Source organism: Enterococcus avium ATCC 14025 (assembly GCF_000406965.1).
GTDB classification, from domain to species: domain Bacteria; phylum Bacillota; class Bacilli; order Lactobacillales; family Enterococcaceae; genus Enterococcus_A; species Enterococcus_A avium.
Genome location: NZ_KE136365.1, coordinates 99,592 through 119,661, shown reverse-complemented (window position 1 = coordinate 119,661; position 20,070 = coordinate 99,592). Strand labels below are relative to the sequence as shown.

Annotated in this window: 21 protein-coding genes; 13 read left to right on the top strand and 8 right to left on the bottom strand. The window is 39.1% G+C overall.

All coding sequences use genetic code 11. The features are described 5' to 3' along the window. The first annotated feature begins 30 nt into the window (after positions 1 to 30). Both OMU_RS16130 and OMU_RS16125 read left to right on the top strand, forming a co-directional pair. Complete coding sequence (locus OMU_RS16130) at positions 31 to 786, top strand: AzlC family ABC transporter permease (protein WP_016180928.1); 756 nt, start codon at positions 31 to 33, stop codon at positions 784 to 786. Beyond that, the gene (locus OMU_RS16125) at positions 779 to 1,096 is read left to right on the top strand and encodes an AzlD domain-containing protein (protein ID WP_016180927.1); all 318 of its coding nucleotides are present in this window, start codon (positions 779 to 781) and stop codon (positions 1,094 to 1,096) included. The genes OMU_RS16130 and OMU_RS16125 overlap by 8 nt, the downstream gene beginning before the upstream one ends. Before the next feature lie 169 nt (positions 1,097 to 1,265). Here OMU_RS16125 and OMU_RS16120 read toward each other — a convergent pair whose 3' ends face one another. The 3 genes from OMU_RS16120 to OMU_RS16110 form a co-directional block, all read right to left on the bottom strand. After that, complete coding sequence (locus OMU_RS16120) at positions 1,266 to 1,574, bottom strand: hypothetical protein (RefSeq protein ID WP_016180926.1); 309 nt, start codon at positions 1,572 to 1,574, stop codon at positions 1,266 to 1,268. Positions 1,575 to 1,660: 86 nt separating this feature from the next. After that, positions 1,661 to 2,710 (bottom strand): sensor histidine kinase, encoded by a 1,050-nt coding sequence (locus tag OMU_RS16115; RefSeq protein WP_016180925.1) that lies wholly within the window; start codon positions 2,708 to 2,710, stop codon positions 1,661 to 1,663. Then, entirely contained in the window at positions 2,707 to 3,381 is a 675-nt protein-coding gene (locus OMU_RS16110) for a response regulator transcription factor (protein ID WP_016180924.1), read from the bottom strand. Before OMU_RS16110 ends, OMU_RS16115 begins: the two co-directional genes overlap by 4 nt. 234 nt (positions 3,382 to 3,615) lie before the next feature. Between OMU_RS16110 and OMU_RS16105 the strand changes: the two genes are divergently transcribed. Then, on the top strand, positions 3,616 to 5,859 hold the full coding sequence (locus tag OMU_RS16105; protein WP_233421632.1) for an ABC transporter ATP-binding protein/permease: 2,244 nt from the start codon (positions 3,616 to 3,618) through the stop codon (positions 5,857 to 5,859). A gap of 74 nt (positions 5,860 to 5,933) precedes the next feature. On the opposite strand, the gene OMU_RS16100 is transcribed toward OMU_RS16105, so the two are convergent. Continuing rightward, positions 5,934 to 7,127, bottom strand: a complete 1,194-nt coding sequence (locus tag OMU_RS16100) for a YdcF family protein (protein WP_016180922.1) — start codon at positions 7,125 to 7,127, stop codon at positions 5,934 to 5,936. A gap of 300 nt (positions 7,128 to 7,427) precedes the next feature. Here OMU_RS16100 and OMU_RS16095 point away from each other — a divergent pair, with 300 nt between their 5' ends. Next, positions 7,428 to 7,922 (top strand): GyrI-like domain-containing protein, encoded by a 495-nt coding sequence (locus OMU_RS16095; RefSeq protein ID WP_016180921.1) that lies wholly within the window; start codon positions 7,428 to 7,430, stop codon positions 7,920 to 7,922. A gap of 96 nt (positions 7,923 to 8,018) precedes the next feature. On the opposite strand, the gene OMU_RS16090 is transcribed toward OMU_RS16095, so the two are convergent. The 4 genes from OMU_RS16090 to OMU_RS16075 all read right to left on the bottom strand — a co-directional run bounded on the left by OMU_RS16090 (position 8,019) and on the right by OMU_RS16075 (position 12,581). Beyond that, entirely contained in the window at positions 8,019 to 9,311 is a 1,293-nt protein-coding gene (locus tag OMU_RS16090; protein WP_016180920.1) for a serine hydrolase, read from the bottom strand. A gap of 143 nt (positions 9,312 to 9,454) precedes the next feature. Further along, positions 9,455 to 10,249: a TPM domain-containing protein gene (locus tag OMU_RS16085; RefSeq protein WP_016180919.1), complete on the bottom strand. Its 795-nt coding sequence runs from the start codon at positions 10,247 to 10,249 to the stop codon at positions 9,455 to 9,457. Next, positions 10,246 to 11,316, bottom strand: a complete 1,071-nt coding sequence (locus tag OMU_RS16080; protein WP_016180918.1) for a TFIIB-type zinc ribbon-containing protein — start codon at positions 11,314 to 11,316, stop codon at positions 10,246 to 10,248. The genes OMU_RS16085 and OMU_RS16080 overlap by 4 nt, the downstream gene beginning before the upstream one ends. Before the next feature lie 29 nt (positions 11,317 to 11,345). Then, entirely contained in the window at positions 11,346 to 12,581 is a 1,236-nt protein-coding gene (locus tag OMU_RS16075) for an SPFH domain-containing protein (protein WP_016180917.1), read from the bottom strand. A gap of 182 nt (positions 12,582 to 12,763) precedes the next feature. Here OMU_RS16075 and dnaX point away from each other — a divergent pair, with 182 nt between their 5' ends. The 9 genes from dnaX to rsmI all read left to right on the top strand — a co-directional run bounded on the left by dnaX (position 12,764) and on the right by rsmI (position 19,951). Then, positions 12,764 to 14,512, top strand: a complete 1,749-nt coding sequence (gene dnaX, locus OMU_RS16070) for a DNA polymerase III subunit gamma/tau (RefSeq protein ID WP_016180916.1) — start codon at positions 12,764 to 12,766, stop codon at positions 14,510 to 14,512. A gap of 94 nt (positions 14,513 to 14,606) precedes the next feature. After that, positions 14,607 to 14,921: a YbaB/EbfC family nucleoid-associated protein gene (locus OMU_RS16065; RefSeq protein WP_016180915.1), complete on the top strand. Its 315-nt coding sequence runs from the start codon at positions 14,607 to 14,609 to the stop codon at positions 14,919 to 14,921. 210 nt (positions 14,922 to 15,131) lie between these two features. Then, positions 15,132 to 15,728 carry a recombination mediator RecR gene (gene recR, locus OMU_RS16060; RefSeq protein ID WP_016180914.1) on the top strand — a complete coding sequence of 199 codons (597 nt, stop codon included), beginning with the start codon at positions 15,132 to 15,134 and terminating at the stop codon, positions 15,726 to 15,728. 58 nt (positions 15,729 to 15,786) lie between these two features. Further along, positions 15,787 to 16,431: a dTMP kinase gene (tmk, locus tag OMU_RS16055; protein ID WP_016180913.1), complete on the top strand. Its 645-nt coding sequence runs from the start codon at positions 15,787 to 15,789 to the stop codon at positions 16,429 to 16,431. 12 nt (positions 16,432 to 16,443) lie between these two features. Continuing rightward, on the top strand, positions 16,444 to 16,773 hold the full coding sequence (locus OMU_RS16050; protein WP_010740793.1) for a cyclic-di-AMP receptor: 330 nt from the start codon (positions 16,444 to 16,446) through the stop codon (positions 16,771 to 16,773). A 1-nt stretch (position 16,774) separates the two neighbouring features. Beyond that, positions 16,775 to 17,713, top strand: a complete 939-nt coding sequence (gene holB, locus OMU_RS16045; protein WP_016180912.1) for a DNA polymerase III subunit delta' — start codon at positions 16,775 to 16,777, stop codon at positions 17,711 to 17,713. Positions 17,714 to 17,739: 26 nt separating this feature from the next. After that, the gene (locus tag OMU_RS16040) at positions 17,740 to 18,552 is read left to right on the top strand and encodes a PSP1 domain-containing protein (RefSeq protein ID WP_016180911.1); all 813 of its coding nucleotides are present in this window, start codon (positions 17,740 to 17,742) and stop codon (positions 18,550 to 18,552) included. Then, the gene (locus tag OMU_RS16035) at positions 18,552 to 18,899 is read left to right on the top strand and encodes a DNA replication initiation control protein YabA (protein WP_034876619.1); all 348 of its coding nucleotides are present in this window, start codon (positions 18,552 to 18,554) and stop codon (positions 18,897 to 18,899) included. Before OMU_RS16040 ends, OMU_RS16035 begins: the two co-directional genes overlap by 1 nt. 191 nt (positions 18,900 to 19,090) lie before the next feature. Next, positions 19,091 to 19,951, top strand: a complete 861-nt coding sequence (gene rsmI / locus OMU_RS16030) for a 16S rRNA (cytidine(1402)-2'-O)-methyltransferase (RefSeq protein ID WP_034876563.1) — start codon at positions 19,091 to 19,093, stop codon at positions 19,949 to 19,951. The last annotated feature ends 119 nt before the right edge of the window (positions 19,952 to 20,070 follow it).

The window sequence follows — 20,070 nt, the reverse complement described above, 5'->3', positions numbered from 1 at the left end:
TGTGAACGTGAAGGGAATTGAGAACTTACCATGCCTGTAAAAAAAAGGACACCATGGTTAGAGGCGTTATACGCGGCGATGCCGCTCTGTTTTAGTTACATTCCGGTTGGTTTGGCATGTGGTATGCTTTTACAAAAAGCGGGATTTAACATCTTCTTAACAGCCTTACTATCGATGCTTGTTTTTTCAGGAGGCGCACAATTTTTAGTCGTCTCAATGATTAGTGTGCATGCATCATTTGTGTCTACTATCCTAATGGTTTTCTTCTTGGAGCTACGTTATGCTTTACTTGGTTCCAGTTTGTCGCAATTTTTTAAAAAAGAAAAACGATCATTCATTGCGCTTTTTTCACAATCAATGAATGATGAAAATTACGCAGTCAACTATTTGAAATATTCTACTGATCCTGAATGGAACCGTAAGAAAGCGTTATATGTTAATTGGTTTTCGATGGCGTCTTGGACAGGGAGTACAGTTTTAGGAACCATTTTCGGTTCTGTGATCCATGTCGACACTGAATTGGTTCATTTTGCTTTGACAGCCATGTTCATTTTTATGTTTATGATGCAATTAAGCAATGGTCTATTATTAGCCACTGGTTTATTGTCTGGCGTCTTAGCAATTATTTTCATGCTCCTTTTCAAAAATACCTTTGGGTTGATTTTAGCGACTTTATTGGCTTCATTAACCGGCTATTTGGTTGAACGTTTTTGGAAAACTGCCCATAATAAAAATGATGGACCGGATCATTACGATCTGACCGGTGGGGAGGTTCATCATGAGTAATACTTCTTTGCTATTGCTAATTCTTTGCTTATTTGGAGCCTCCTATTTACCGCGTCTTTTTCCGATGTTGTATTTTTCCCAACGACAGGTGCCGCAATGGTTCAGTGATTGGATGAAATATGTGCCAATCTCATTATTTGCAGCTTTAGTTTTTAAAGATGTATTTATCAGCGGAAATCATTTTGAAGTGATCGGCAATGTACGGATCATCGCAATGTTTTTAGTCGCTGGGGTAGCATACAAGACTCGTTCGATGGCTATTTCAGTGATTACTGGATTAGCGGCTATCTTCTTATTGTCCATGATTTAAAAATGAGACACTCTTGTAAGGGTTCTTTCTTAACGTTGAGTATGGAGAAAAGTTAGTGACGTATTTGTTCTTATCTTCAATAAGAGCCAAATAGATTACTAAGTTTTTCAGTCATATTCAAACTTGAGAAAGAATCTTTTTTAGAGTGTCTCTTTTTCCTGTTTGATTGTTAGTTTTGGTACTCAGCTATAGGTCGATAGGTTAGGACCTGCATTTTTCGATAGAATTCTGCTGGTAGATTTTTCCAGGACTGCAAAAGGTTATGGAAAAAACCGCCATCTGCATTAATGATATATTCATTTAATAATAAGCCAAAGGATTTTTTTGGCTGCTCTTTAACTAATTTTTCGTAGAACTCAGTTGCTTGTTCTTGGTTATCTGCGACAAAAAGTGTGTTGACTTCAACATATGCGCCCTCGATATTTTGGGTTTCTTCGACAAAGTACACGGACTTGGTAACCTTTTCTTTCTCCACCATATGAGTCACCCTTTCTTTAAGTTACTCATAGCTTACAAGACAAATATTAACTAATGATGAATTAATTCGTTTTTTACGTCAATTAATTATGAATTTTTTAGGTTGCTTGGCAAAAATATTTTAAAATTACTGCCTTTATTTGGTGAACTGTTGACTTTGATCGTTCCATGGTGTAGTTCAATGATTTGCTTTGCTAAAGCTAGACCTAAGCCGTTGCCTTTCGTTTTACGACTTGTATCGCTTTGATAAAATTTGTCGAAAATACGATCGGCGACATCTTCAGTCATGCCGATACCTTCGTCGCTGATCATAATGGTTTGCCCAGCGTTATCATTTTTTAGATAAACACGGATGTTGCTGTTCTTACGACTGTATTTAATTGCATTGTCCATTAAATTCAGCCAGACTTGATAAAGAAATTCCTCGTTGCCATAATACTCCGTCCAAGGAAGATCCAAATCTAGCGACAAGTTTAGCTGCTCCCATTTTGGTTGTAGAAATAAAATGACCTCACGAATTTGTTCATCTAAACGAAAGTATTGGAAATCCAGTCCGATGCCTTGGTTTTCCAGTTTGCTTAGTTTTAGAATATTATCGGTAAGATGTGTTAGCTGATGTGTACCATCCAGCATTCGTTCTAAGTAAATTTGCCGTTCCTCTTTTGATAATTCCTCATTTTGTAATAATTGTACATAACCCTTGATTGTAGCAATCGGTGTTTTAAATTCATGAGAGACCGTCGAAACAAAGTCATTTCGTAATGTTTCGATACTACTTAATTCTTTTACCATAACATTGAAATCATGGTAAAGCTCTTCAACGTCTTCCATTTGCTGTTGTTCGTCTAATTGTACAGTGAAATCGCCTTTTGAGACTTTGCTCATCGCTTGCCTTAGATTGCCGATTGGTAAAAGGATTCGCTTTCCTACAAAAAATGAAAGGGTAGCACCAATCACTAGGCTTAAGAAAATAATGAAATAAAAAGGGAAAAGGTGCCCTTCTTTTTCAGGTGCCAGCAGCTGGTAGTGATTGACTATAAAAAGCAGGCCGACAAAAACCGCTAATACAACGACCATCATTAAAAACGTGATCGCAACGAAGTACATCCATAATTGTGGAAATAATTTTTTTCTCATGAGTGAATGACCGCCTTGTAGCCTAATCCGCGAATTGTTTCAATCGAAAAATCCGAATTTTTTTCCAAGCGAGTACGCAGTCGTTTGATATGAACATCGATGGTTCGCTCATCAGTATCAGAGTCCAAGCCCCATATCTCGTCCATTAATTGCTGACGGGTAAAAATTTTGTTAGGATAAGCCAGTAATTTATATAGTAATAAAAATTCTTTTTGCGGCAAGGTTTCCGTTTGGTCGCTTGTTTTGATCTGGTAGGTTTCTTGGTCCAGCCGAGTTTTTCCTACTACTAATTCTTTTGTGTGGACAATTTGTGCTCGACGCAATAAAGCATCCACCCGCAGTATCATTTCGTTTACATCAATTGGCTTAACCATATAATCATCTATACCTATTGTAAAGCCACGTTTTTTATCTTCGAAAGAGTCCTTAGCTGTGATAAATAAAATAGGTAAATCATAGCCTGCTTCTCGTAAACTTTCGGCTAACTCATAGCCGTCCATATCCGGCATCATGATGTCGCTGATGATCAGATCAATGAATTGCTTATCTAGGATATTTAAGGCATCTACACCATTCATCGCACGAAATACCTCGAAGCGTTCATTTTTTAAAGCAGATTGATAAAGTAATGATAAGTTTTCATCATCTTCTACAATAAGTATTCGATTCATTTGCGTCACCTTCCTTTTTGCTTAATAATAGTAACAAATCACTGTGAACCTAGTATGAATTCTTGTTCATTTTGAGTTAATAATGCCATGCTATCTTTACGATGTAAACAGAAAGAAAAGGGTGACGTAATGTTAGAATTAAAAGACATTAAGAAATACTATCATGTGGGGGATACGACAACCAAGGCTTTAGATGGTGTATCAGTCGCATTTCGGCGGTAAGAATTTGTCGCAATTTTAGGTGCCAGCGGATCAGGTAAGACGACTATGTTGAATGTGATTGGCGGCTTAGATAACTATGATTCTGGTGATATGGTGATTGATGGGAAATCAACTAAAACCTTTAAGGATGCCGATTGGGATGCTTATCGTAATAACTCCATCGGATTCGTTTTTCAAAGCTATAATTTGATTAGTCATTTAGGAATCATCGACAACGTGGAACTTGGTATGACGTTAAGCGGGGTTTCAAAAGAAGAGAAACAACAAAGAGCAGAGGACGCTTTACGACGAGTCGGATTGGCCGATCATATGCATAAGAAACCGAACCAACTTTCTGGGGGCCAGATGCAGCGGGTCGCCATTGCTCGAGCGTTGGCGAACGATCCTGATATTTTACTTTGTGATGAGCCAACCGGGGCGTTAGATACGGAAACCAGTGTGCAAATCATGAATCTAATTCAAGAATTGTCGAAAGAGAAATTAGTCATCATGGTGACTCATAACCCTGAATTAGCAGATAAATATGCTGATCGGACCATCAGATTTTCCGATGGTCGGATTATGGATGATTCTCATCCGCATATTGAAGGAAAAAAAGGAGAACAATTTCAATTAAAACGTACGAAAATGAAATTCGTGACCGCATTGAAGCTTTCCTTTAATAATTTACGGACGAAAAAAGGTCGGACCTTCTTAACTGCCTTCGCTTCAAGTATTGGGATCATCAGTATCGGGATTGTGCTTTCACTATCCAGTGGATTCCAAAAGCAAATCGATAGCACGCAAGCTGAGACTATGGCGAAGTATCCAATCACGATCTCAAAAACAACAACAGATCAATCGGCTAATCGCGATCGGGCACTCGGTTCAGAAAAGGCCAGCGGGTCAAATAAAGACACGAAAAATAGTGTTGTGGCAAAGATCAGTGATGAGGACAAAGCCCAGCATACGAATAAAATCAATCAGGATTATGTTGATTATATTAATGATATCGATCCTAAATTGAGTAATAATATTGGCTTTACTCGTGTGGTTGGTATGAATCTTTTACGTGATATTGATGGCGATGTGAAGCCAGTAAAACTATCTAATGATTCGCCAGATAATGGTCCTTCAATGATGAGTGCGATGTCTAGTATGACAGGAATGGGTGTGTCTTCGTTTCCAACACAGCTAGATAAAGACTCAGGTAATTTCTTAAAGGATAACTATAAATTGCTGGCTGGTGCTTATCCAAAAGCCAATACAGACGTTGTATTGATTGTTGATGCGAATAATAGTACCAATATCAATTCGTTGAAAAATCTTGGATTTGACGTTAAGGATGACGAAAAGGTAGATTTTGACAAAATCGTTGGTACTGAATTTAAGTTGATTAATAACAATGAATACTATTCAAAAATACCGACAGGTAACTTTATTCCTAATAATGATTACAAAGCGATGTATGATAATGCCAACAATGACACACTGAAAATTTCTGGAATTTTACGGGTGAAGGAATCATCAACAATGAATCTTTTAGCACCGGGAATTGCCTATAGTAACGAGCTAACCTCTAAAATCGTTAAAGATAATGAAAACTCTGAAATTGTTAAAGCACAAAGAGATACAGACATAAACGTCATGACAAATGAAAAATTAGACGATGCAACTAAAGAAAGTACATTGGCTTATCTAGGGGGAGATAGTATCCCTAGCAGTATTATGATCTATCCAAATAACTACAAGGACAAAGAACAAATCTTGAGCTATTTAGATGATTACAACAAAGGAAAGAAAAAAGAAGATAAAATCATCTATACTGATCTAGCAGGAACGATGACTGAATTGACTGGTGGTTTGATGGATGCCATCACTTATGTATTGATCGCCTTTGCTGGAATTTCTTTAGTGACCAGTATGATCATGATCGGTATTATTACCTATACGTCAGTCATTGAACGGACGAAGGAAATTGGTGTTTTGAAAGCTTTAGGGGCACGAAAAAAAGATATTACTCGTGTATTTGATGCAGAAACCTGTATTTTAGGGGTTGCATCTGGAACACTTGGCGTATTGATTGCCTACTTGGCAACTTTTCCAATCAATGCGATTTTATACAATATGACTGAATTAGAAAATGTTGCGCAATTAAATCCAGTTCACGGCGTTATCTTGATCATTGTTTCAACGGTATTAACCATGATCGGTGGTCATATTCCAGCAAGAATGGCAGCGAAGAAAGATGCTGCAATTGCATTGCGAGCAGAATAGAAATAAAGGCAGCTTCTCTAAAAGATAAGGAGAAGCTGCCTTTTTGTGATTCTTGAAGGGCAAAAGCATATTAGTTATCGGACAAAAAGAAAATTAAGGATCGCCAAGGCTACAAACCCAAAGGTAATCAATCCACAAACAATCAGATGAAGACGTTTATTCATTAAGGCTACTGCAATAAATTCTCTAAGAAAAGCATTCGGCAAATAGTAGCGTGCAGTTTTTGAACCGATACCGTCGATTTTTAAACCAACATCTTCGGCATACATTCCGGCCCTAAAAATGTGGTAGTTATTTGAAGTAAAGATTGCGTGATAGCCACTCGGTTTTTCACGTTCCATAATTTCTTTACTAAACTTCATGTTTTCAAGAGTATTGGTAGATTGTGCCTCCATAATAATATCTTCGTCTGGAATTCCCTGCTCCAAAGCATATTCTCTCATTGCTTGCGATTCAGGAATCTTTTCATCAGGTCCTTGTCCACCAGACATTAAAAGCTGGGGCGGTGATAATGTTTTTTCGCTTTGTTCGCGGTAAAATTGAATTGCACGATCAATCCGTTTGGCCAATAATGGCGTGACTTTTTTACCACCGATTAATCCAGCACCTAAAACAATCACAAAATCCTGATTATATTTTGGTTTATTGAGTTGATAAATCAATGAGATCGATAAAAAATTCCAAAAGACGACAAAGAAATAAAACGCGATCGTCGTCGGAATCGAAAGCAAAATGACTGACCAATCAGGAAGTATTCGTGGACCGATCGTTCGTAAAATAATCAATGCTACGATCGCCAAACCCAGAATCAAGGTCAACAAGTTAGGCAGTTTGCGTGATTCGTGTCGCAAGACAATGAAACTATTGCCAATCAAGAAGATTACGGCCGCGTAGATACCAAACAATATGGTCATTAAAAATAAGAGTGCTAATAGTCCTAAGATACCCATACCAATCAAAGAGCTTGCGGTAAGGGTTACAAGCGCTACGTAGCCCATAAAACTTATTAGTGCAAGATTCAGTAGCCAGCCATTTCGTAAGCGGCATTTCTCTTTAATATAAAAATAGCGAAACAATAAAAAGAAGAAAAGCGGGATCAAAATATAAAAGGTTTTCTTTTGAATTTCAATCACACAAAAATATAAGACAAGAAAAATGCCTGTCCACAATGCAAAATTACTAAATTTGTTTTGTTTGAAACGAATCATTACACTAATTAAAACAATAAAATAGATGGCTAAAGCAAGTAAATCTCGTTGAAAATCCATCCCATCACTCCTTTGAAATTTGGGAAATATATTTTTAAGCTTTTTTGATGATTAGCTTATGCTTGTTTATATGTCAGTATAACAAAGAACGGGTGAAATGCGCAGTTAAGAACTATTAGTTGGTTTTATTTAGGAAGATTAGTAAACTTAAGTGGAGGATGTCGGTTTTTGCTTTTTACAGTTACTCTTTTCATTTTTAATGAACTGAGTATAAAGGATGAATAAATTAAGTAAGATAGTATTCGTAATAAGAGTATATTTCAAAAAGTAATTTACTAAAATGATCTAGGAGGGATATGGATGAAGATTAAAGGCATTGATCGCGTGGATCTGCCCACTATTTTTGTTGTCGGAAAAGAAGGACATGGTTTAGCTGAGGATGGGCAATCGTGGGTGCCATTATTATGGGATCAAATGAACACTCATTTTGAAGAATTGGTTGATCTTTTGGCAGGACAAGAAATGAAGGATTTGCAGCTATGGGGTCTGATGAGTGATGCGGAGCATTGGTTAGAGCCGTGGCAAAATGAGGGACGTTATTTAGCTGGTGTTCAAGTGCCGGAAAAAGCCCAAGCACCTGAAGGATGGATTCGTTGGGAAATACCGCCAATGAGCTATTTGACAGTTAAGGCTAGTGCGGAAAAAATTGAAGAGGCGACAAATCTAATGTTGGGAGAAATCTTCCCTATGGAAAATCTGAAGCTTGCCGGTGCGATCCATGAACATTATTTACCACATTTCGCAGAAGGGGAAGTCGAGTTGTATTTTCCCTTTAAAACAAAGGAAAAGAAATAAATTAGATAAAAGAAGCTGTTCCAAGCTCGAAATATGAACTTGGAACAGCTTTTTTCTACAGTCTGAAACTGTCGATGTTCTTGAAATTTTTTTATTTTATGCAAAGATACCTGTAATTTTTTGCCAAATCAATTCGAATGTACTGGCTTTTTCAACGGCACTCTTGGTTACGAGATCTGTTTTTGCACCTTCGTTTTCTTGGACATAGCCCAAAGTATCTTGGGCTAAAGCGACACTGACAGTACCAATTTTTTCATTCTTGTGGACCGGTGCAATGATTGCATTATTGTCCAGCAATGAATGATCTAAGGTTGTCTTAATCGTTAAATTTTTAGGATCCATATCGTTTCGAATCCAAAGCTTAACAGGTTTTTCCATGGCTAAAGCAACTGTTTTTTTCTTGCCATCTGTGACTTTTAGTTCTTTTTTATCAGTGGGTGTCTGTCCAGCAACAGTTACGTCTTGCTGACTCCAATTATTTAAACAATAATCCATCAAGTTACTTGTTTCGACATATCGTGCGTTCTCATCATTTGGTTGATTTAGTGCATTTAAGATGACTGTGATAACACGGCGTCCGTCTTTTTGGATCGTACCGACAAAACAAGCACCAGCTAAATCAGTAGTACCAGTTTTTAAGCCATCAACGCCTTCTTTATAATTCGGACCATCAAATAACATAACATTCCAATTTTCCATTTCAGTTGGTTGAGTTGAATTTGGAGCGAATGTCTTTTCCTTGATCTTAGAAATTTCCAAAATTTCTGGGAAATCCTTGATCAGGTGCTGGGCTACGATTGCCACATCTCTAGCCGACATTAGATTCTCATCATTTTCTTCGGTACCAGGATAGATATGTTCGCCTAGATAAACATTACTCAAACCAGAAGCATTAATGATTGTCGCGTCTTTGATGCCCCACTCTGTGAGCTGTTCGCGCATTTGATTCACAAAGGTATGCTCATTGCCGGCAATGAGTTCAGCTAGAGCAACCGCACAGGCATTGGCTGATTGAACGATCATGGCTTCAAAAAGATCTTTGACTGTATATTTCTGATCACGAACCAACGTTACATTTGACAATTCAGGAACAGTACTTAATTGTTCAGCGTATTCAGAGATCGGTACTTCTTGCTCCCAAGAGATTTTTTGCTGTTTAATCGCTTCTAAAACGAGGTATGCCGTGATCGTTTTAGTGATAGAAGCAATGCCTTTGGGAGAGTCGCCGTCTTGGTTGAAAAAAACTTTTCCTGAATCAGCATCAATGGCGTATCCTGCATTCGCATTGACTGAAAACTCATCTGCCGCATGGACGGGGATTCCAATGAGACTTTGGAAGAAAAGTACTAGGGCAACCAAAACAAGGGGGAAACTTCTCTTTTTTTTCATCGATGTGCTCCTTTATTTCTATTAACCCTAAAAGTTTAGCAAAATCATAGGGTGAATTCAAGAAAATACATGAAAACACCAGAGTTTTTCATTAGTTTTGAAAGGCTCTGGTGTATAGTGATAACATTTTTTATTTTATTTGATTAAAAACTGCGTCCGCCACCGCCAAAGGTTCCACCACCGCTAGAGTGAGTGGTACTGCCACCACCGCCGCCTCCATTGTTGTTAGAGGGTTTAGGAATCCGCCGAGTGGTAACAAAGGAATTCACTAATTGGTCTTGACGTTCAGTCAAATCTAATTGCGCATTTTGACGATATGGGTAACGATAAGTCCCAGCTTTTAATTGATAACGCAAGCGTACAGAAACAAAAAAGGCGATTGCCGCCACTGCTGCAATGACAAAACCGATAATGAATTCAATTGGTCTGATGGATTTATAACGGGTGATTTTTCCGGTTTTTTCATCAATACGATAAGCCCCACCAGGAACGCCATCGTCAACGAATTCTTGTGCATTAAACAAGAAATTTTTACTTGCTTGATAATAATCGCCGTCTCTCATTGCTCCCTCGACATCATCTAAAAGCTTATCACGCCGTTTATCATTGATGTAGTCGATCAGATTCCCTGAAGTTGAGAGATAAATTTCGCGTTGGTTCATATCCAATAAAAGCAAGGCACCATTATGATCATTTCCGATGCGTGCTCTTAGCTGATCATCCGCAAATTTTCGTGGTTCCTCTGAGTTGGTATCAGTAGTTAAAATAAACACTTCGCCTTTGATCTTTTGATTAATGGCATCTGCTTGATTAGACAATTCGGTTCGTTCTTCCGGTGTTAGAAGATTTGCCTGATCATCTACCGTATTAGAAGCGGCAGAGACCTTCAACGGGCTCAAGAATGCTAAAAAGCCAATCAATAATAGGATTTTTTTCATAGGAAATACCCCACAATCACAGCAATTATCATAATCGCAGCGAAAATCCCAGCTGAGAACAATCCTAAACGTTTATTACTGATCGGCAGAATTCCGCTGACTTTACCTGTTTGGCCATTCATCGCATAATAATAGGTTTTCTTCGAAGCATCTTGATACGTCACAAGCCAGACAGGGAGTAACATATAGTGATTGTCCTGTTTCTCTACATTTACGGATTTATTGCCGGCTGTAAAGGTGGTATATCCCGAAACCGTATCTCGTAACAAGTCTTCTGTGTACTCGGTTAATTCATGTTCAATCTGATCAGCTAAGTCCTTGATTTCAATATCCCGCTTTTCTGCTTGGAAGCCTGATAAGTACTCAGTATGGAAGTCCACGGCTTGATCAATCGGGAAAGGCTGTACTCCTTCGACCATTTTTTGCTGCAGATTTTTTTGAAGGGCATTCTTGGTTAAATGACGAATCTTCGCTTTGCCTTTTCGGAAAATCTGATAGACTTTTGTTTCAGTGTATTCAATTTCACCGACGATCCAGACCCGCAAAGAGGTCCCTTTGCCCGTCAAATTACCAGCAGTCTCAGCGTCAACTACCCAATAGGGAAAATAAACACCAGTCATTTTTTCGATTTGTTCTTTGTTGAAAAAATCTTTTGGAATAAAGCGTTTCTTTTGTGTCCATGCTAAAAAATCTGCGGTGGCTTTTTCGCGGTCGATTTTAAAAGGTAAAACTTTATTCGGTAAAAATTCTCCTGTCAAACGTCCTGACAATACGACAGGATTATGACAAAAGTAACAGTAGGTTGCGGCGGTAGTGTGATCAGTGACAATTTGAGCACCACAGCTGGGACATAGAAAGAGATCGACATCATCAGTACTTTCTTCCTTAACGGTAGTAGTTTCTGTTACTCCATCCTCAGCTGGGGCAGCTTCTTTAGCTTCAAATTTTTCGATATCCTCCACTGTAAAAATACTTAAACAATAATCACAATGGAATTTTTGATCACTTGGATTAAATGTCAAAGGTCCGCCACAGTTGGGACAATGATGCGTCAATACATCTGCCATTTGCAGGTCCTCCTATGGTTAGTAATAGTTTAGTCGATCGGAACACCTTTGAAGGGCTTACCGCAATGCGGACAGAATTTCGGAACGCCATTGCTTAAATCAACTGTTTCACCGCAGTCGCTGCACTTCATTTGGATTTTTGCTGCGGCTGCTGGAGCTGGCTTTGGTTCTCCGCAGTTGCTGCAGAATTTACCAGAATTTTTTTCGCCGCATTTCGGGCAAGTCCATTGATCACCTGTGTTTTTTTGTTGAGCCTGTTGATTCTGTTGCATTTGTTGATTATTATTTTGCGAAGCTTGGTTGAGATAGTCTCCGCCAGCGTTCATTCCCATACCCATTCCGAAGAAACCAGTAGCAGCGCCTGCATCATTTTTACCAGCAGCTTCCATGCCACGAGCAACTGAGCCTTGGACGTAGCCTTCACGCACGTTAGGATCACCTAACATGGCACCTTCATTTCGCATGTTGATTAATTTCGTTGAGTCATCGGTATAAGAGATGCTGGCAACTGCCACTGAAACAATTTCCATTCCTCGCAATTCTTTCCAGCTGTCATCTAATGCATCAGATAAGTATTTGCTAAGTTCCAAGCTTTTTGATGGAACATATGAGATTCGTTGTCCATCGGCAGACATTTGATTAATTGCAGCTTGTAAGCCTGTTAGAAATTCTTGCAAATATTGTTCATTGATATCGCTAATATCAACCTGATCCATATTTCTTGGGATCGCATTTGCGAAGAAAAGAATTGGATCAGTTACTTTGATGGAGTAGGTTCCGTGCGCCCGCAAGAATAGCTCTGCATTGTAGAAATTATCAAAATAATTCAACGGAGTACTGGTCCCGAATTTGATTCCTTTAATTTCTTGCAAGTTAATATAAAAGACTTGCTGTTTCTGTGGGGTCACACCGCCAAACTTGAAGCGACTGAATGTTTCAGCGACCGCATCTTTTAATGAACCATTAAACATGGATGGAGCAGAATTGTTTTCAACGGTGTAGTAGCCTTCTTCGGCGGTATAATCAATAATCTTACCACCGTCTACTAAGAGCATCATCATATTTGGATAGACATGAATCACAGAACCATCTGTGATTACATCGCTGGTTCCTTTTTTATTGCTTCCGCGTTTATCATCCTTTCGAACGGCCACGCCTTTTGACATAACTGTTGTTTGTCCCATATCGGCTGGTTCGATAATTTCCAGCCATTGATCGGCTAAACCACCGCCAATACTGCTAGTTGCTGCTTTAAATAGTCCCATGAATATCCCTCCATAAAAACGTTTTTTCTATTATACCACAGGGCTTTTTCTAAATAGAAAGGAAGCCAACCGACAAATTAAAAGACACTAAACAATTGCATTAGACAATTGGTTTCTATAGTTTTTTTACTCGAAATCACGTATAATAAAAAGCAGTGATTTTGAAAGAAAAGAGGAGAATTATGGCGTATCAAGCACTTTACCGCGTTTGGCGGTCGCAACGGTTTGATGACCTTGTTGGACAGGAAGCGATTACCAAAACGCTGAAAAATGCAATCCAACAACAGAAAACTTCCCATGCCTATTTATTTACCGGTCCCCGCGGAACAGGGAAAACTAGTGCGGCGAAAATTTTTGCCAAAGCCATCAATTGTCCGAATAGTGTGGATGGGGAACCTTGCAACGAGTGTGAGATGTGTCGTTCAATTACAGACGGACGACAAGAAGACGTGATTGAGATTGATGCGGCCAGCAACAACGGTGTGGAAGAAATCCGTTTTATTCGCGATCGAGCGAACTACGCGCCGACGACAGCGAAATATAAAGTCTACATTATCGATGAAGTCCATATGCTTTCTACGGGTGCCTTCAATGCCTTATTAAAAACGTTAGAAGAACCGAAGGAACATGTGATCTTCGTCTTAGCAACAACTGAGCCGCATAAGATTCCAGCTACGATCATTTCACGAACACAACGATTTGATTTTAAACGCATTGATGTTCAAGCAATTATTGGACGGATGGCTTATATTCTTGAACAAAGCAATCAGCCTTATGAAGAGCAGGCGCTGTCCGTAATCGCACGAGCGGCTGAAGGCGGGATGCGAGATGCGTTAAGTATTTTGGATCAAGCGATTTCCTTCAGTAATGAAAAAATTACCTTAGAAGATGCGTTAGCCGTGACTGGCAGTTTGACTACAGAAATGATGGACAGTTTTATCGGTGCTTGTTTGCAGCAAGATGTGAGTGGAGCGCTAGAAGTTCTGGAAAATATTTTAGCAGAGGGGAAAGAAGCTCGACGCTTAACGGAAGATTTGTTACTGTACTGTCGTGATTTGCTGATCTACCAGCAAGCACCCAAGTTATTGGAAAGTCGTGCTGCTTATTTAACTGAAACGTTTAAACAATTAGCGGGTTCTACACCTTCTGACCGTTTGTATGTCATGATTAAAATTTTGAGCGAGACACAAAACGAGATTCGATTTACCAATCATGCCAATGTTTATTTAGAAGTAGCGACGGTGAAATTGGCGACACCGCAAACGTCTGCTAATATTGCAATTGGTGATTCTTCAAGCAACCAAATAGCAGTAGCATCTGCGACACAACCAGCAGATCAAGCAGAATTCACTGCCTTGAAGACTCAAATACAGCAGCTTCAAAAAGAAGTTCAACAATTAAAAAAACAGCCAACGGTTGAAAAAGAAGAGCGCAAAACGGCACCGAAGAAAACTGCAAGCACCTATCGTGTTCCGACAGAACGTGTGTATCAAGTGTTAAGTGAGGCAACTAAAGATCATTTACTAAGTGTGAAGAATGTTTGGGAAGACCTGTTAATGGCTTTGCCAGTCACACAACGGGCGATGTTGAAGGCTAGCGAACCAATGGCGGCAGGACCTGATCTGATGTTAATCGCATTTGATTATGAGATTGTCTGTCAACGAGCTGATAGCAGCGATGAGCTTCGCTTGAATATGCAAAACACTTTGAGTATGATGATCAAGGGGTACACGCCAGAATTTGTCTTTATTACTCGTGAAAGCTGGCCACGATTACGACAAGCTTTTGTCAGTCAGCATCATGATCGCCCAGTAGCAGCTGAAACGAATGAGACAGATGATGAAATTACTTTAATACCTGAGGAAACGAATGAAGTTGTTGAGCAAGCAAAGAGTCTGTTTGGCGATCTTGTAACAATTAAAGATGATTAAAGTGTATTAGGTTTTCTTCATACTTTAAGCTTTAAGGCAATTGGTAAGTAGTTTTATGAAATAAATTTATTAATTAAAGGAGCGAATAGATACAATGATGCGCGGAATGGGAAACATGCAAGGCATGATGAAACAAATGCAAAAAATGCAAAAAGAAATGGTAAAGGCTCAGGATGAACTGAATGCGAAAGAATTCACTGGAAGTTCAACCAACGATTTAGTCACAGTGACATTTACTGGGGATAAAAATATGAAAGCAATGACAATCAATCCGGAATTAATTGATCCAGAAGATCCTGATATGTTACAAGACATGATTGTTTTAGCAGTTAATGATGCGATTACTAAGATTACAAAAGAAACCGATCAAACGATGGGGAAATATACAAAGGGACTTCCTGGAATGTAAGCGACTTTGATCTCAGCAAAAAATATTACTTTTTCAAAGATATATTGTTTTTGCTAGTAGTATTATCCATGTCCGGCTTAACGAACTAGCTTTTCTACGCAAGCTACGCATACAGTGACTGCTTGCAGAGCTGATGTGGAACAAGTACCTACTTGGAGCTCAAAAGCTGAACGAGTTCGTGAAGCCTTTCTGGAAGAGAGGAAGGACAGAATGCAATATCCAGAACCAATTGCAAAGTTGATTGAAAGCTATATGAAGCTGCCGGGAATCGGTCAAAAAACAGCGACACGTTTAGCCTTTTTTACAATTGATATGAAAGACGAATCGGTAAATGAATTTGCACGCTCGTTGATCAGTGTTAAAAGGGATTTGCGTTTTTGCAGTGTTTGTGGGAATATCACGGAAGAAGATCCTTGCGAGATTTGTTCGGATACAACTCGTGATCGTGGCACGATTCTAGTTGTGGAAGAACCAAAAGATGTGATGTCAATGGAAAAGGTTCGTGAATATCACGGTCTTTATCATGTCCTTCACGGTGTTTTGTCACCGATGGAAGGTACAGGTCCTGAAGACATCAATATCGCACCTTTAATCAAACGTCTACATGACGATGAGGTAAAGGAAGTTATCATCGCAACAAATGCAACGACAGAAGGCGAAGCAACTGCGATGTATCTATCGCGTCTGATCAAACCAGCAGGTATCAAGGTTACTCGACTTGCTCACGGATTATCCGTTGGCAGCGACATCGAATATGCTGACGAAATCACTTTGTTAAAAGCAGTGGAAGGACGCCGTGAATTATAAAAATTTCGCGGTGTTTTTTTAGAGAGAGAAGATCAAAATTATTTTGGGGGACAAGAACGTGAACGGATTATTTATTACGATTGAGGGGCCAGATGGTGCTGGGAAAACCAGTGTTTTGAATGAGCTCTATCCTAGATTACAATTAACGGCGAAACGATCTATCGTCAAAACAAGAGAACCTGGAGGCATTCCGATCGCAGAAAAAATTCGTCACGTGATCCTTGACCCTAGCAATGATCGAATGGATGATCGAACGGAGGCTTTGCTTTATGCCGCAGCACGCCGTCAGCATCTGATTGAAAAGGTCTGGCCTGCACTTGATGAAGATAAAATTGTCTTGTGTGATCGTTTTGTTGATAGCTCATTAGCTTATCAGGGTGCCGGTCGTGGTATTGGTATAGAAGAAGTTGCTAAGATTAATGAATTTGCGATTGAAGGGACGACTCCTGACATTACGCTGTATCTGGATGTTGATTCCGATACTGGCTTGCAACGAATCATGAAGAACCGAACCAATCAAATTGACCGTTTGGACTCGGAAGGGTTACAATTTCATCAGAGGGTCCGACATGCTTATCTAAAATTAGCAGAAGAAAATCCAGATCGGATCATAAAAATCGATGCTCGGAAGCGTTTAGACGAAGTCGTGAGAGCTTGTTTTTACGAATTGTTGACACGTTATCCAGACTATTTCCAATCATGAGAGGTGTAAACTATGAAACTTATTTTAGCGATCGTTCAAGACAAAGACTCAAATCGTTTGGCCAATGAATTTATTGATGCGAACATTCGAGCAACTAAACTTTCTTCTACTGGAGGCTTCTTAAAAGCTGGTAACAGTACCTTTATTATTGGGATCGAAGACGAACGAGTGGAAGATGCTTTGGCTTTAATCAAAGAAACATGCCAAGCGCGGACGCAATACGTTACAACACCAGTAACTTTAGACATTTCGTTGGATGGACAAGTCCCTTATCCAGTTGAAGTTGAAGTCGGCGGTGCGACAGTATTTGTCTTGCCAGTCGAAGGCTTCCACCAGTATTAAGATGGAAGAAGCGAAAAAACTCCAGACAATTCAGCCCATTGTTTTTCGTCAATTACAAAACAGTTTTGAGCATGGGCGTTTGGCCCATGCTTATCTTTTTGAAGGCGACCAAGGAACAGGCAAAGCAGAATTGGCATTATGGTTTGCCAAGCATCAGTTCTGTTTAAATTTGCAAGAGGAAATGCCTTGCGAAACATGTAACAATTGTCTGAGGATAACCAGTAAAGATCATCCCGATGTAGTTGAAATCGAACCTGATGGACAATCCATCAAAGTTGATCAAATAAGAGCACTGCAAAGTGAGTTAACCAAAAGCGGCTTTGAATCTGCGAAAAAAGTCGTGATTATTCACCAAGCGGAAAAAATGAATATGAACTCGGCTAACAGCCTACTAAAGTTTTTGGAAGAACCACCAGCTAACTTTATGATTATTCTAGAGACCCAATCGCTAGGAAAAATTTTACCTACGATTCGCTCTCGTTGTCAGATCATCCACTTCCAAGCGTTGTCCACAGAACGCTTGCAGTCTCGTTTAGAGGCAGAACAAATTCCTGAAAAAACTGCAAAACTCTTAGCAAATTTAACAAATAGTTATACAAAAGCTGTTGAAATCTCAAAAGATGAATGGTTTAATGAAGCTAGAGATGTTGTTATTCAATGGTTTAATTATCTCGAAAAAAATGATCCGCAAGCGTTTATCTATGTTCAGAAAAAAATGGTCAGGACGTTTAAGGACAAAGCACAGCAACAGCTCGCCTTTGAGATGTTGGCGTATTTTGTGAAGGAAAAACGTGATCAAGTGATGAGACAAAATCAAATAGGTGTAGAAAAATACAATTACCTATTGGAAGATGTTTTATCCGCCAGTCAGAAACTAGAAGCAAACGTATCATTTCAAAATATCGCAGAACAAGTAACGTTGCACATCGTTTATGCTTAACGTTATTTAAGAGAGTAGGGAGAACCATGGTTGAAGTTGTGGGTGTTCGTTTTCGAGACGCAGGGCATATTTACTATTACGCGCCAGGAAAAAACGAATATTTTTATAATGATAAAGTCTTGGTCGAGTCACAGCAGGCGCACCAGATTGCGACAGTGGCAATTCCAAAAATAGAGATTGAAAAAAAAGATTTGTCCGATGATTTAAAAACAATTTTACATAAAGCATCAGACAAGGAATTAAAAAAAGTAGCTCAAAACGAAGCGGATGCGGAGGCGGCCTTCAAAACTGCCAAGGAAAAAATCCGCGCTCATGAATTGGAAATGAAATTGATCCGAGTAGAATATACTTTTGATCGCAGTAAAATGATTTTTTATTTTACCGCAGACGGACGGATTGATTTTCGCGAGCTGGTAAAAGATCTAGCAGGCGTTTTCCGTACACGAATTGAGTTAAGGCAGATTGGTGTTCGTGATGAAGCAAAAATACTTGGTGGAATCGGACCATGCGGGCGTCCATTATGTTGTTCGACCTTCTTAGGTGATTTTATTCCGGTTTCGATCAAGATGGCTAAAGATCAAGGATTATCGTTGAATCCAACGAAAATTTCTGGACTTTGCGGTCGTTTAATGTGTTGTTTAAAATATGAAAACGGTGAATATGAAGCTGCGAAAAAAGAAATGCCTGATTATGGTAAGGAAATTAATACACCAGAAGGTCGGGGAAAAGTAATCGGCCTGAATTTACTTAGTAAAGTTGTTAAAGTTCGTTTGTTTGGCCGTGATGCGACGATTGATTTTGATTATCAAGAACTAGTTGAAGCAGGTGATCTGTCATGATGGATCGACGTTCCTTGTATGATGGCTTGAATCAATTAGAGCTTGACATGCAAAAGAATCTCGAAGATTTAGTCTCGATGAAAGAGACTTTACTGGAGCTCGTTGAAAAAAATGCTAAATTAGAGATGGAAAATGAACGATTGCGGGAGCGGATTCGTGAGATTGATGAGAAGAAGTCCCCAGTCTTGGATGAGCGACAAGAATTGTCAGAATCTCGTTTGAATCTTGAAAAAATTTATGAAGATGGCTTTCACGTATGTAACTTGCTTTATGGATCAAGGCGTGAAGCAGATGAGCCCTGTGCTTTTTGTTTAGATGTTATTTATCGTGAAAGCAAACAAAAATAAAATGAATTAGAAATAGTGGGTATGACGCTGTTCGTCACACCCACTTTTTTAATCAGTTTTGGATTTAGTCTATCGTTGCATTGATCTGTACACGAAGATAACGCTAGTTTTTCAAATTTTTGATTGGATTTACGAGAAAGAATTAGAAATAGTAATTTTTAACAGATAAAAAATGAAAATGAGTTAGGAGAATGATCGTGAAGATCCAGAAAAGTTTCTCACAGGAAGTTGGCACATTGTATTTAGTACCGACACCGATCGGTAATTTGGAGGATATGACTTTTCGTGCAGTCAAGACATTGCAAACCGTTGATTTAATCGCCAGTGAGGATACACGGAATACCCAGAAGCTGCTGAATCACTTTGATGTGAAGATTCCACAAAAGAGCCTACATGAACATAACTATAACGAAAGAATCCCTGAGTTATTGGATTTCCTAAAAAAAGGCCGATCGATTGCTCAGGTCAGTGATGCTGGGATGCCTTCAATTAGTGATCCGGGACATGAATTAGTGGTAGCTTGCATAGAAGAGGATATTCCAGTGGTTGCCTTGCCTGGAGCCACTGCCGGAATGACAGCTTTGATTGCTTCTGGATTATTGCCTCAACCCTTTTATTTTTATGGCTTTTTACAACGAAAGAAAAGCGCTCAGAAGAAAGAATTAGAAGAGTTGAAAAATCAGACAGCAACATTGATTTTCTATGAGTCGCCTCATCGTGTAAAAGAAACACTCAAAAATATTTCTGAAATTCTTGGAAACCGTGATGTGGTGATTTGTCGGGAATTAACCAAACTATATGAGGAATATCTGCGGGGGACGGTAACAGAATTGATGGATTATCTATCAGAGCATTCTTTAAAAGGGGAGTGCTGCTTGTTAGTTTCTGGCACAACGGAGGTATTGGAAGAGGAAGTATTCCAAGGAACGTTGAAAGAGCAGGTTGAAGCATTAGTTGAAGAAGGACAGCTAGCTAAAGAAGCAATTAAATCGGTAGCCAAACGACATGGATTGAAGAAACAAGATGTTTACAGAGAGTACCACGAATTATAAGAGCAGGGATTTATCCCTGCTCTTTTTATGTGAAGTTTTCTGACATGGAAAGTGATTAAATTAGAAAAAAATGAAAAAAATGAGTAAAAACTCTTTTTTTATTTAAGATTGATGTTAGA

Excerpts from the sequence above, each read along its gene's own strand:
- OMU_RS16130 (WP_016180928.1), top strand. The coding sequence starts at position 31 with ATGCCTGTAAAAAAAAGGACACCATGGTTAGAGGCGTTATACGCGGCG.
- OMU_RS16125 (WP_016180927.1), top strand. The coding sequence starts at position 779 with ATGAGTAATACTTCTTTGCTATTGCTAATTCTTTGCTTATTTGGAGCC.
- OMU_RS16120 (WP_016180926.1), bottom strand. The coding sequence starts at position 1,574 with ATGGTGGAGAAAGAAAAGGTTACCAAGTCCGTGTACTTTGTCGAAGAA.
- OMU_RS16115 (WP_016180925.1), bottom strand. The coding sequence starts at position 2,710 with ATGAGAAAAAAATTATTTCCACAATTATGGATGTACTTCGTTGCGATC.
- OMU_RS16110 (WP_016180924.1), bottom strand. The coding sequence starts at position 3,381 with ATGAATCGAATACTTATTGTAGAAGATGATGAAAACTTATCATTACTT.
- OMU_RS16100 (WP_016180922.1), bottom strand. The coding sequence starts at position 7,127 with ATGGATTTTCAACGAGATTTACTTGCTTTAGCCATCTATTTTATTGTT.
- OMU_RS16095 (WP_016180921.1), top strand. The coding sequence starts at position 7,428 with ATGAAGATTAAAGGCATTGATCGCGTGGATCTGCCCACTATTTTTGTT.
- OMU_RS16090 (WP_016180920.1), bottom strand. The coding sequence starts at position 9,311 with ATGAAAAAAAAGAGAAGTTTCCCCCTTGTTTTGGTTGCCCTAGTACTT.
- OMU_RS16085 (WP_016180919.1), bottom strand. The coding sequence starts at position 10,249 with ATGAAAAAAATCCTATTATTGATTGGCTTTTTAGCATTCTTGAGCCCG.
- OMU_RS16080 (WP_016180918.1), bottom strand. The coding sequence starts at position 11,316 with ATGGCAGATGTATTGACGCATCATTGTCCCAACTGTGGCGGACCTTTG.
- OMU_RS16075 (WP_016180917.1), bottom strand. The coding sequence starts at position 12,581 with ATGGGACTATTTAAAGCAGCAACTAGCAGTATTGGCGGTGGTTTAGCC.
- dnaX (WP_016180916.1), top strand. The coding sequence starts at position 12,764 with ATGGCGTATCAAGCACTTTACCGCGTTTGGCGGTCGCAACGGTTTGAT.
- OMU_RS16065 (WP_016180915.1), top strand. The coding sequence starts at position 14,607 with ATGATGCGCGGAATGGGAAACATGCAAGGCATGATGAAACAAATGCAA.
- recR (WP_016180914.1), top strand. The coding sequence starts at position 15,132 with ATGCAATATCCAGAACCAATTGCAAAGTTGATTGAAAGCTATATGAAG.
- OMU_RS16050 (WP_010740793.1), top strand. The coding sequence starts at position 16,444 with ATGAAACTTATTTTAGCGATCGTTCAAGACAAAGACTCAAATCGTTTG.
- holB (WP_016180912.1), top strand. The coding sequence starts at position 16,775 with ATGGAAGAAGCGAAAAAACTCCAGACAATTCAGCCCATTGTTTTTCGT.
- OMU_RS16040 (WP_016180911.1), top strand. The coding sequence starts at position 17,740 with ATGGTTGAAGTTGTGGGTGTTCGTTTTCGAGACGCAGGGCATATTTAC.
- OMU_RS16035 (WP_034876619.1), top strand. The coding sequence starts at position 18,552 with ATGGATCGACGTTCCTTGTATGATGGCTTGAATCAATTAGAGCTTGAC.
- rsmI (WP_034876563.1), top strand. The coding sequence starts at position 19,091 with ATGATCGTGAAGATCCAGAAAAGTTTCTCACAGGAAGTTGGCACATTG.